The sequence below is a fragment of the Streptomyces sp. NPDC089424 genome (assembly GCF_044749345.1).
Taxonomy (GTDB): Bacteria; Actinomycetota; Actinomycetes; order Streptomycetales; family Streptomycetaceae; genus Streptomyces.
Genome location: NZ_JBIVHU010000001.1, coordinates 315,339 through 327,615, shown reverse-complemented (window position 1 = coordinate 327,615; position 12,277 = coordinate 315,339). Strand labels below are relative to the sequence as shown.

General features: G+C 70.1%; 6 protein-coding genes and 1 tRNA gene. 3 read left to right on the top strand and 4 right to left on the bottom strand.

The features are described from left to right. The first annotated feature begins 52 nt into the window (after positions 1–52). Positions 53–3,568 carry a HelD family protein gene (locus ACIP2X_RS01390; RefSeq protein WP_401665971.1) on the top strand — a complete coding sequence of 1,172 codons (3,516 nt, stop codon included), beginning with the start codon at positions 53–55 and terminating at the stop codon, positions 3,566–3,568. Between the two features lie 195 nt (positions 3,569–3,763). Further along, on the top strand, positions 3,764–5,710 hold the full coding sequence (locus ACIP2X_RS01385) for a DUF262 domain-containing protein (RefSeq protein WP_401665968.1): 1,947 nt from the start codon (positions 3,764–3,766) through the stop codon (positions 5,708–5,710). A 725-nt stretch (positions 5,711–6,435) separates the two neighbouring features. Here ACIP2X_RS01385 and ACIP2X_RS01380 read toward each other — a convergent pair. From ACIP2X_RS01380 to sucC, 4 genes are all read right to left on the bottom strand, one after another. Continuing rightward, positions 6,436–6,520, bottom strand: a tRNA-Leu gene (locus ACIP2X_RS01380). Positions 6,521–6,652: 132 nt separating this feature from the next. Beyond that, on the bottom strand, positions 6,653–8,221 hold the full coding sequence (locus tag ACIP2X_RS01375) for an aldehyde dehydrogenase family protein (RefSeq protein WP_401665966.1): 1,569 nt from the start codon (positions 8,219–8,221) through the stop codon (positions 6,653–6,655). Positions 8,222–8,384: 163 nt separating this feature from the next. Next, positions 8,385–9,269 carry a succinate--CoA ligase subunit alpha gene (gene sucD / locus ACIP2X_RS01370; RefSeq protein ID WP_401665964.1) on the bottom strand — a complete coding sequence of 295 codons (885 nt, stop codon included), beginning with the start codon at positions 9,267–9,269 and terminating at the stop codon, positions 8,385–8,387. An 11-nt stretch (positions 9,270–9,280) separates the two neighbouring features. Then, positions 9,281–10,411 carry an ADP-forming succinate--CoA ligase subunit beta gene (sucC, locus tag ACIP2X_RS01365; protein ID WP_401665962.1) on the bottom strand — a complete coding sequence of 377 codons (1,131 nt, stop codon included), beginning with the start codon at positions 10,409–10,411 and terminating at the stop codon, positions 9,281–9,283. Between the two features lie 178 nt (positions 10,412–10,589). Between sucC and ACIP2X_RS01360 the strand changes: the two genes are divergently transcribed. Then, on the top strand, positions 10,590–12,272 hold the full coding sequence (locus tag ACIP2X_RS01360) for a thiamine pyrophosphate-binding protein (protein ID WP_401665959.1): 1,683 nt from the start codon (positions 10,590–10,592) through the stop codon (positions 12,270–12,272). Positions 12,273–12,277 lie beyond the last annotated feature (5 nt).

The window sequence follows — 12,277 nt, the reverse complement described above, 5'->3', positions numbered from 1 at the left end:
ACGGGCGTATCGCCCGTAGCGGTGCCGGGGAGCACCGTGGGGAAGGACGTACATGAGCACCACACGTGAGGAAGTCATCGCCCTCGAGCAGAGGGCCGTGGACCATGCGTACGACTGCTACGAGGCTCGGCTGGCCGAAATGAGCGGGAGTTCCGCCGCCATGGCCTCGGCGAGCGGCAAGGACAGCATCGCCGTCCGCAAGGCGGCGGAGGCGCGGGCCGAGGAGTACGGGGGACTCGGCAACGAGGCACTGGTCTTCGCGCGCGTCGATGCTCCGGAGGAGCCGGGACAGGAGCCCCGCCCCTGGTACGTCGGCCGCCGCAGTGTGCTGGACTCGGAGCGGGACCCGGTGGTGCTGCTGTGGACCAGCCCGCTGGCGGACAGATGGACCAGGGTGCTGCCCGAGAAGCCGGGGGATGTGGTTCTGCGCCGACGGCTGCAGTGCGCGCGGCGTGTCGTCGAGGGCTACGTCGACGAGATCGCCGTCTTCCGGCCCGCTCTCGACCGCCCCTCCATCTCCGGAGATCCCGTCCCCGCCCTATCGCGGATCCCGAAGCCGCGGCCGGCGGCCGACGACCGGGGCGAGGTGGACAAGCCGCCGGACTCGAACGTGGCCGATCCGTCGGCACCGGCCCCCGGATCGGTCCCGGAAGAGGTCGCAGAGCCTGGTGGCTCGCGGCCCGGGCGGCGCCCGCCGGCCCCCACGCCGGGTGACGTGGCGCGTGTCCGGCGGCGCAAGCCGCTCCAGCCGGACGAGTTGCTGCTGCGTGAGCTGCAGCGTTCGCGCAGCGGCCGGATGCGGGACATCGTCGAGACGATCCGCCGCGACCAGATGGACCTGGTGACGGGTTCCCCGACCGACATTCTCGTCGTACAGGGCGGCCCGGGGACCGGCAAGTCCGCGGTCGGTCTGCACCGGGTCACCTGGCTGGTCAACAACGAGCACTTCAAGGCTCAGGACATCCTCGTCATCGGCCCTCACCAGCGGTTCCTGGAGTATGTCGGCCAGGTGCTGCCCACGCTCGGCACCAGGGACGTCAACGCCGTCCAGCTGTCCCGTCTCTGGGACGCCGACACGCCTGGCACCGACACCGTGGAAGCGCGCCGGGTGAAGTCGGACGAGCGGATGGGGGCCGTACTGCGCAACCGCGTCGAGAGCGAGTTCCGCCCCGAGGCCCTCGACGACCTCACCGCTGCCCCCGCCTTCGAGGGTGACGAGCCCGCCGTCATGGTCACCGCCGCCGGCACGACCCTGCGCGTCCCGCGCTCCCAGGTCCACGACCTGCTCACCGCCGCCCGGGACGGCGGCGGCCCGTACCGGCAGCGCCGGGACCGCTTCCGCACCCTGCTCGTCGACCTCCTCCTGCGCGAGCTCACGGACATCGCTCCGCGCCGCGGCCAGTCGCCCACCATCCGCAGGGAGTTCGAGCGCAACCGCCGGGTGGAACGGCTCGTCGAAAGGATCTGGCCGTCCCCGAGCGCCAGGGAGGCCCTGCGCAGCCTGTACGACTCTCCCGACCTGCTCCGGTCCTGCGCCGACGGCATCCTCGACGAGAGCGAACAGGCGGTCCTGCACCGGCCCCGCGCCGCCACCGCCGATGCCGAGCCCTGGACCCTCGACGACCATGTCTGCCTCGAGGAGCTGGAATTCCGCATCAGCGGGGAAGTCCCGCCGCGCTACGGGCACATCGTGGTCGACGAGGCCCAGGACCTCACTCCCATGCAGGCACGCGCCCTGCGCCGCCGCTGCGCGGCCGGAGGCTCGATGACCGTCCTCGGCGACCTCGCCCAGGCCACCGGCCCGCACACCCACACGAGCTGGGAGCGCCTCGGCACACTCCTGTCCGACCACGGTGACTGGCGCGTCGCCGAGCTCACCACCAGTTACCGCGTACCCGCGGAGATCATGGAGTTCGTGGCCCCGCTCGCCCGCGCGGTCGCCCCCGATCTGCCTTACCCGCGGGCGGTGCGCGAGGTGGGCGAGGACGCGGTACGGACCGTGGAGACCGAGCCGTGGAAGCTCCTCGAGGACACCGTCACCCACGTGACGCGCCTCGTCGGTTCCAGCGACGACGGGAACAGCCTGCGCTCCATCGCCGTCATCGTCCCCGACGACTCCATGTGGCTGGACGAGATCACCCGCCTCCTGGACCGGAGCGACGACCTCACCGGCCCCCGTCGCGAAGCGGTCTCGGTGCTGGCCGCCGCACAGGCCAAGGGCATGGAGTACGACCACGTCCTGGTCCTGGAGCCCGCCACCATCGCCGCCCGCGGTCCGGCCGGCCTGCGCCAGCTCTACATCGCTCTCACCCGCAGCACGCAGACCCTGGCCGTGCTGCACACCGCACCGCTCCCGGAGGCCCTCGCGAACACCGTCCCCTCCCCTGCCCCCGCCGGAATCCCCAGTTCCTCGCCCACCGAGGTCCGGCCGGACGACGAGGCCGCCGTCCCGGAGATCGGCACGGACGTCCGGGTGAAGGTCGTCGGCCCCGGTCCCGGTGGCCGTTACAAGGTCACCGCCCTGGCCCCGGCCTTCGACCGCCCGATGATGCTCACGGTCAGGCACGGCTCCACCCCGCCCCGCCCCGGCGACGAGCTGGACTGCTGGGTGTTCGCCAACGAGACCAATCAGACCGTGCTCACCACCGACCAGCGTGGCCGTGTGCCGATCTCGACCACCATGGCGCCCCGCTACTTCGCGGCCCTGGGCGTACTCGACGAGCTGGTGTCGGTCACAGGTGGCGAGCCGCAGGACGCCCGCGCCCGCCTGTCCGAGCTGAAGGGCATGGCCAACCGCGTCCTCCGCCGCGACCAGGCGGACTGGGTGGACGTACGACGCGTCCTCGGATCGCCCGACAGGCACCAGTTGGGTCTCCTGCGCGATCTCGCCGCAAGCACCCACCGAGCGCTCAAGGACGGCACTCTGGACATCGCCGCCTTCCAGGACCGGCTCACTGGCTCCGGATGGGCCGACGCCCTCCTCGAGGCTCGCGATACCCTCCACGCCCGCATGGACGACGCCACACCCACCGACCCGGAAAAGGCACCCAGCACCGCTCCCGCTCCCGAGCAGCAGCCCGAGCAGAAGGAAACCGAACCCGTGCCCACCTCCGCAGCAGCGGCCGCCGCGCCCGCCACCGCCTCCGAGACCGTGGAGCAGTCCGCCCTGCTCCAGGCGCTGGAAACCTGGGCCACGGCCGACCGCACCTGCAAGAAGCACGAGGCGGTCCGCCACGCCCTGAAGGCGGCCCTGTTGTGGGCGGACCTCGAGCCGGTGGACTCCCCGGTCGTCGACGTCAGTTGCGACACCGACCAGGGCCCGCACCTGTACGAGGTCCTCGGCGCCGGCCGTTCCACCTACCAGGACCTCCGTGTGGGGGCGACGCGCCTCCTTGAGATCAAGCACACCCTGCACGCCGAGGCCACCGGCCTCTACCTCGTCCTGTGCGAACCCCCGGCGGAGGACTGGGCCGCCGAAGCCGTCCGCGACATCTTTACCGTGCACGTCCTGTGGCGCACCCCGGACGGCTGGGGCGGCGAGGTCGTCGGCACGGCGCTCGGAGGGTGATCCGATCCGTCCCCTTTCGACGGCGCCGACATGCCGGGGAGTAATCGGCGCATGAAGTGGCGCGGGTGAGTCAGGCCGTGGCGTAAGAACAGCCGTCACCCGTCAGCGGCACCAACCTTCGGGCGCTTCGCCACCGTTACTCAGGAAAGACAACCCCGTACGGAGTCACCGGCGGGCCGACCGAAAAGGCACGGCATGCAGATTTCGCAGATCCTGCACAAGATCGAGTCCGGGGACATCGCCCTTCCGGAGTTCCAGCGCGGCTACGTCTGGACCCGTGACCAGGTTCGCGCGTTCTTCCAGTCGCTGTACCGCGGCTATCCGATCGGGGGGTTCCTCACCTGGAGCACCAAGGCCGACAGCGCGAGCACCCGCGGAGGCGGCCCGGAGAAGGACGGCACCGTACAGCTGCTGCTCGACGGTCAGCAGCGAGTGACCACCCTCTACGGCGTCACCAAGGGACGCTCACCTCGCTTCTTCGAGGGCAATCAGGCGGCACTGACCGGGCTGCACTTCCATCTGGAGAGCGAGACCTTCGAGTTCTACGCACCGGCCAAGATGAAGGACAACCCTCTCTGGGTCGACGTCACCGCCCTTTTCCGGGGCGGCCTTGGCACGCTGCTGCCCTCCATCACCGCGCTGGCGGGAAGTGACGGGTCCCTGGTGGCGGCCTACATCGAGCGCCTGAACCGGATCACCCAGATCAAGGACCGCAACATCCACATCGAGGAGGTCACGGGTAAGGACATGACCATCGACGTCGTCGTGGAGATCTTCAACCGCGTCAACTCCGGTGGTACCAAGCTGTCCAAGGGCGATCTCGCGCTGGCAGCGATCTGCGCGTCCTGGCCCGACGCCCGCCCGACCATGAACACCGCTCTAAAGAACTGGTCGGACGCCGGTTTCACCTTCAAGCTGGACTGGCTGCTCCGCAACGTCAACGCCGTCCTGACCGGTGAGGCCCAGTTCTCCAAGCTGGGCGACGTCGAGATGCCGGAGTTCCGGACCGGCCTGGAACAGACCATCGAGTCCATCAGCTATCTGCTCAACGCCCTCGGCGGCCGCCTGGGCCTCGACCACGGGCGGGTATTGAACGGCCGGGCCGCCTTTCCCGTCATGAGCCGTCTGCTGCACCACTCCGGCAAGTTCCCCGACGCCATGACACGCGACCGGCTCTTCTACTGGTTCATCCACAGCTTCCTCTGGGGCCGGCACACCGGCGCCACGGAGACCGCCCTCAACCAGGACCTCGAGGCGGTCGACGCCGGCGGGGTCGACCGGCTGATCGAGACTCTGCGGCAGGCCCGCGGCGGCCGGCTGGAGGTCCGGTCCGACGATTTCCAGGGTTCCAGCATGGGATCCCGTTTCTACCCGCTGCTCTACATGCTGTCCCGGGTCCACGGGGCGCAGGACCTGGGCAGCGGGGTCCCGCTGAAGGACGGCATGCTCGGAAAGCTCAGCTCCCTCCAGGTGCACCACATCTTCCCCAAGACCCTGCTCTACAAGCACGGCTACGACAGGGGCGAAGTCAACGCGGTCGCCAACTTCTGTTTCCTCACCCAGGACACGAACCTGCAGATCAGTGCCAAACGGCCGGAGGACTACCTGCTGGAGATCGCCCAGAAGGTTCCGGGTGCCCTTGAATCGCAGTGGATCCCGACCGACCCGGAGCTGTGGCGCATCGATGCCTACCGCTCATTCCTCGCCGCCCGACGCGAACTCCTCGCCGAGGCTTCGAACAGTTTTCTCACCAAACTGCTCGAAGGACCGTCTCCGGTCGGCTTGGCCGCACCGGCCCACGCCACGGTCCTCAGGTCGGCCGCCGCTCCGGTGCCCGCCGCTGACACGGAGGAGGACATGCCCGGCCTGGCCCAGCTGCTGGAGGACCTGCGGCGGCAGGGCTTCGCCGAGCCCGAGCTGGACAGCGAGGTGACCAATCTGGTCCCCGGCAGCCCCGTCCTCGTGGCCACCGCGTTCTGGCCCCAGGGCCTGCAGGAGGAGGTGGGCGGCCCCGTGGTCCTCGTCCCGGAAACCACCCCGGACGAGCAGGCCGCCCTGGAGGCGAGTGACTACCGCGTCTTCCACAGCCTGGACGCCTTGCGGCGCTACGTCGGCAACCTTCACGAGAACCAGGCGGCGTGACAACAGCGGGGCTCACGGCCATAGATCGTTGGTTCAGGGCGTGGCTACATGATCCGGGCAGGCCGCCGCACACCGGCCAACCGAACGCCTTGTCACACTTGAACCGCCGACCTCTACAGGGGTCTCACTCAACACAGGCGTGTCCGGGTCATCTGGTTCCGGAAGTCGGCGTGTCGACCGTGGCCGCCCTGTCGTCCGACCGCAAGGAGCACAGCCCCGTGATATTGCTGGTGTCGATCCCCGCAAATCCACCCACTACGCCACGGCAGTCGAGCCGGAATCGAATCAGCAGGTCGGCACGATGCGGATCGAGGCGGAGTACCGTCGGCTGCCGGCCTGGGCAAGCGGCGGCTGCAGCTCAGGTGGGCTGTGGAGAACGCCAACGGACTGGGCCGGCATCTCGCCCAGTGGCTCATCGCACGCGGCGAGAGCGTCGTCGCGTGGTCTGCCGCGTCCGGGACCGCTAAATTCACCCCGTTCTTTGCCCCCGACCGGCTCACCGCCACCATCGAAACCGTCACCCAGCCGACGCCACAGCAATCACAGCAGCGACCCTCCCACCCTGGCAGGCCAAGCTCGCAAGACGGTCGAGGAGAGCGAGCGGCGCCTCGCCAGCTACCAGGCTCACTCTACGAAGCGCTCGGGATTACGGTCAGCTACAAATACGCAAGTAGGGCCGCGACCGAAAGGTCGCGGCCCTGTTTCCGTGGGATACGGCGAGTGCGTGTCCGAGGGGGGACTTGAACCCCCACGCCCGATAAAGGGCACTAGCACCTCAAGCTAGCGCGTCTGCCATTCCGCCACCCGGACCAGGTGTCCGCCGCCTTGCCGGGGCTGTTCCCGGCGGCGACAGGGACAACAATACCAAGGTTTCGGAGTGCCCTTCACCTGCGTTTCCACCCCTCGCCGGGGCGGGGGTGGTGACGGAGGGTGCTCGGATGACTACGGCATCAGGTGGTACTCGGGGAAGTTCCCCGGCAGCCTCTCCCCCACCGGGCCGTGCGTCACCGCCCGCACCAGCAGCTCGCCGCCGACGAACGCGCCCCGCCAGGACGCGCCGAAGCCGCCGAACAACTCCTCGCGGTCGCCGCGCGAGCGCGGCTTTCCGTGGCCGGTCTTGAAGGCGCGGATCTGCGGGGCCAGTCGTTCGTACGTCGTGCGGTCGTCGGTGGACAGCGTGGCGACCAGCGCGCCGTTGGACGCGTTCATGGCGGCCAGCAGCTCGGCCTCGGTGTCGACCAGGACGATCGTGTCGACCGGGCCGAAGGGCTCCGCGTGGTGCAGCGGGGAGGACGGCGGCGGATTGAGGAGCGTGACCGGCTGGACGTAGGCGGAGGTGTCCTGGCCGGGCAGGAACCGGGCGTCGTCCAGACTGGCGCGGTGCAGTGGGACGGCGCCGCGGTCGACGGCCTCGGCCACCTGGTCGTTCAGGTCCTTGGCCTTGGCGGCGTTGATCAACGGCCCGAAGTCCAGCGCCGGGTAGGGGTCGTCGGGCTTCTCGACGGCGAGCGGGTGCCCGACCTTCAGGGTACGGACCGCCGGCAGGTACGCCGCCAGGAACTCGTCGAACAGCGCGCGCTGGACGACGAAGCGGGGATAGGCCGTGCAGCGCTGTTTGCCGTAGTCGAAGAGCTTGGGCACGACCGCGGTGAGGGTGTCCCAGTCCGAGTAGTTCCAGATGCCCCAGGTGTTGAGTCCTTCCTGTTCGAGGATGTGCCGCTTGCCGAGGTCGGCGACGGCCGTGGCCACCGCGGCGCCGGTGTCGCGGCCGCCGACGAAGGAGACGCAGCCGATCTCGGGCGCCCGCACCAGCGCCTGCGACAACTCGCGGCCGCTGCCGCTGACGAGGGTGACGGGCAGCCCTTCCCGGGCGGCGAGCGCGCACGCCAGCGTCAGGCAGGCGACGCCGCCGTCGGTCGGGGTCTTGGCGATGACCGCGTTGCCCGCCAGCGCCTGCACCAGCATGGCGTGGACGAGGACGCTCATCGGGTAGTTCCAGCTGGCGACGTTGGAGACCGGGCCGTCCAGCGGGGTCCGTCCGGTGAGCATCGGCTCGATGCCGTCGACGTACCAGCGCACGCCGTCGATGGCGCGGTCGACGTCCGCCTGCGCGAGCCGCCAGGGCTTGCCGATCTCCCAGACGAGCAGCAGCGCGAGCAGTTCGCGGTGTTCGGTGAGCGCGTCGAGGGTTGCGGCGACGCGGGCGCGGCGTTCGTCGAGCGGGACGTGCCGCCAGGCGCGGTGCTGGTCGAGCGAGGCGCGGACGGCCTGGTGGGCGGCGTCGCCGTCCAGGCGCGGCGGGGCCGCGATGGGGGTGCCGTCGACGGGGGTGGTGGCGGGCAGGACGTGGCCGTCCGCCTGCCAGGTGGCGTTCCAGAGGTTGAGGACGCGGTCGTCCTGGAACGCCTCGGGCGCGACGGCCAGACAGCGCCGCCAGGCGTCTGCCCAGGCGGTGCCCGCCTTGAGGGTGAGGCTCTGGGAGCCGGTGCTCGGAATGAGGGTGGGTGCCATCGTTTTGCTCCGCTCTCGGTGCACGGTCGGGCGGGAGTTGCGTGGCTGCGCCGCACACGGCTCGCACTGCCGTGCGCGGCGCCGTACTTCGAGGGTGTCTCACCCAGAAGCTACTGACGAGTCAGGAAACGTCACAGTCACCGCGCGGCGACCGTGAGTGACGTCACCCGGTGGTCCCGAGCGCGGCCAGGACCAGGCGGGCCGTCTCGGTCGGTGTGCTCCCCACCCGCACTCCGGCCGCCTCCAGCGCCTCCTTCTTGGCCTGTGCCGTGCCGGACGAGCCGGAGACGATGGCGCCGGCGTGCCCCATGGTCTTGCCCTCGGGGGCGGTGAAACCGGCGATGTAGCCGACGACCGGCTTGGTGACGTGTTCGCGGATGTACGCGGCGGCGCGTTCCTCCGCGTCGCCGCCGATCTCGCCGATCAGGACGATCAGTTCGGTGTCGGGGTCGTCCTGGAAGGCGGCGAGGCAGTCGATGTGGGTGGTGCCGACGACGGGGTCGCCGCCGATGCCGACACAGGTGGAGAAGCCGATGTCGCGCAGCTCGTACATGAGCTGGTAGGTCAGCGTGCCGGACTTCGACACCAGGCCGATCGGGCCGGGCTTGGTGATGTCGGACGGGATGATGCCGGCGTTGGACTGGCCGGGGGTGATCAGGCCGGGGCAGTTGGGTCCGACGATCCGGGTGCCCTTCTGCGCGGCGTAGGCGGTGAAGGCCACCGAGTCGTGGACCGGGATGCCCTCGGTGATGACGACCGCGAGGCCGATGCCGGCGTCGGCGGCCTCGATCACCGCGGCCTTGGCGAAGGCGGGCGGCACGAAGACGACCGTGACGTCGGCCCCGGTGGCCGCCATGCCCTCGGCCACCGAGCCGAACACGGGCACGGCGCGGTCGTCGAAGTCGACGCTCCGGCCCGCCTTGCGCGGGTTGACGCCGCCGACGACGTCCGTGCCGGCGGCGAGCATCCGCCGGGTGTGCTTCATGCCCTCGCCGCCGGTCATGCCCTGGACGAGGACCTTGCTCTCCTTGGTGAGGTGGATGGCCATGTCCCGTCTCCTTAAGTGGCGTTGGCGAGTTGGGCGGCCGCGCGGGCGGCGCCGTCCATGGTGGTGGCCTGCTGGATGAGCGGGTGCGCGCGTTCGTCGAGGATCGCCCGGCCGCGTACGGCGTTGTTGCCGTCGAGCCGGACGACCAGCGGTTTGGTCAGCCGGACGGTGTCCAGCGCCTGCACGATGCCGTCGGCCACCGCGTCGCACGCGGTGATGCCGCCGAAGACGTTGACGAAGACCGACTTCACGGCGGGGTCGGAGAGGATGACGGACAGGCCGTCGGCCATGATCTGGGCGGAGGCCCCGCCTCCGATGTCGAGGAAGTTGGCGGGGCGCGCGCCGCAGCCGGCGACGACGTCGAGCGTCGACATGACGAGTCCGGCGCCGTTGCCGATGATCCCCACCTCGCCGTCCAGCTTGACGTAGTTCAGGCCACGTTCGGCGGCCACCGCCTCCAGCGGGTCGTCGTGCTCCGCGCCCTCGGCGCCCCAGCGGGCCTGCCGGAAGCGGGCGTTGTCGTCCAGCGTGACCTTGCCGTCGAGGGCGAGGATCTGCCCCTGGGCGGTGCGCACCAGCGGGTTCACCTCGACCAGCAGGGCGTCCTCGCGGACCAGCACCTCCCACAGCCGTACGAGCACGTCGACGGTCTGCGGCGGCAGTCCGGCCGCCTCGGCGATCCGGCCCGCCTTGGCGGAGGTGACGCCCTCGGCCGGGTCGATCGGGATGCGTGCCACGGCGTCGGGCCTGGTCGCGGCCACCTCCTCGATGTCCATGCCGCCCTCGGCGGAGGCGATCGCGAGGAAGCGGCCCGCGGCGCGGTCGAGGACGTAGGAGACGTAGAACTCGGTCTCTATGTCGACGGGCTGGGCCAGCATGACCTTGCCGACCGTGTGGCCCTTGATGTCCATGCCGAGGATCTGGCGTGCGGTCAGTTCGGCGGCGGCGGGGTCGGCGGCGAGCTTCACTCCGCCCGCCTTGCCGCGACCGCCCGTCTTGACCTGTGCCTTGACGACGACACGTCCGCCGAGCCTGCGGGCGATCTCCCGCGCCTCCTTGGGCGAGTCCGTGACCTCGGCCCGCGGCACCAAGATGCCGTGTTCCTCGAAGAGTTCCCTTGCCTGGTGTTCGTACAGGTCCATCTCGGCTCCTGACTACTGAGTCTTGCGTGGGCGAAACCCGAGCCCCTCGAAAACTGCCGCACGCCCCCTGGACACCACCCACCGGATGCGGGATAACAAGCTTCATACAGTATTCGTCGACTGTATGCAATGTACCGCGAGAGCGTTCCAACCCCCTACGAAGGGACAGGACTTCGCCATGCCCGACGACACCCAGGACGTCATTTCCGGCGGTCACCTCGTCGCCAAGGCCTTGAAGGCCGAGGGGGTAGAACGCATCTACACCCTCTGCGGCGGCCACATCATCGACATCTACGACGGCTGCGTCGACGAGGGCATCGAAGTCGTCGACGTCCGTCACGAACAGGTGGCCGCGCACGCCGCCGACGGTTACGCGCGGATCACCGGCAAGCCCGGCTGCGCCGTCGTCACCGCGGGCCCCGGCACGACCGACGCGGTCACCGGCGTCGCCAACGCCTTCCGCGCCGAGTCGCCGATGCTGCTCATCGGCGGTCAGGGCGCCCTCACCCAGCACAAGATGGGGTCCCTCCAGGACCTGCCGCACGTCGACATGATGACGCCGATCACCAAGTTCGCGGCGGCCGTGCCGGACACGGCGCGCGCGGCGGACATGGTGTCCATGGCGTTCCGCGAGTGCTACCACGGCGCGCCCGGGCCCTCCTTCCTGGAGATCCCGCGCGACGTCCTCGACGCCAAGGTGCCGGCGGACAAGGCACGGGTGCCGAAGGCCGGGGCCTACCGCGCCTCGACCCGCTCGGCCGGCGACCCCGAGGCCATCGAGAAGCTCGCCGACCTGCTCGTGCACGCCGAGAAGCCCGCGATCCTGCTGGGCAGCCAGGTGTGGACGACCCGCGGCACCGAGGCGGCCATCGAGATGGTCCGCGCGCTGAACGTCCCGGCGTACATGAACGGCGCCGGCCGCGGCACCCTCCCGCCCGGCGACCCGCACCACTTCCAGCTGTCGCGCCGCTACGCGTTCTCCAACGCCGACGTCATCGTCATCGTCGGCACGCCCTTCGACTTCCGCATGGGCTACGGCAAGCGGCTGTCGGCGAACGCGACCGTCGTGCAGATCGACCTCGACTACCGCACCGTCGGCAAGAACCGCGACATCGACCTCGGCATCGTCGGCGACGCGGGGCTGGTGCTGAAGTCGGTGACCGAGGCGGCCTCCGGGCGCGTCAACGGAGGTGCCTCCAAGCGCAAGGAGTGGCTGGACGAGCTGCGCGCCGCCGAGCAGAGCGCGCTGGAGAAGCGGCTGCCGCAGCTGCGCTCCGACGCCTCGCCGATCCACCCCTACCGGCTGGTCAGCGAGATCAACGACTTCCTCACCGAGGACTCGATCTACATCGGCGACGGCGGCGACATCGTCACCTTCTCCGGTCAGGTCGTGCAGCCCAAGTCGCCGGGCCACTGGATGGACCCCGGTCCGCTCGGCACGCTCGGCGTCGGGGTGCCGTTCGTGCTCGCGGCCAAGCAGGCGCGGCCCGACAAGGAGGTCGTCGCCCTCTTCGGTGACGGCGCGTTCTCCCTGACCGGCTGGGACTTCGAGACGCTGGTCCGCTACGACCTGCCCTTCGTCGGCATCGTCGGCAACAACTCCTCGATGAACCAGATCCGCTACGGCCAGGCCGCCAAGTACGGCAAGGAGCGCGAGCGGGTCGGCAACACCCTCGGCGACGTCCACTACGACAAGTTCGCCCAGATGCTGGGCGGTTACGGCGAGGAGGTCCGTGACCCCGCCGACATCGGTCCCGCGCTCCAGCGCGCCCGTGAGTCCGGCAAGCCGTCGCTGATCAACGTCTGGGTCGACCCGGACGCGTACGCCCCCGGAACCATGAACCAGACCATGTACAAGTGAGGTGA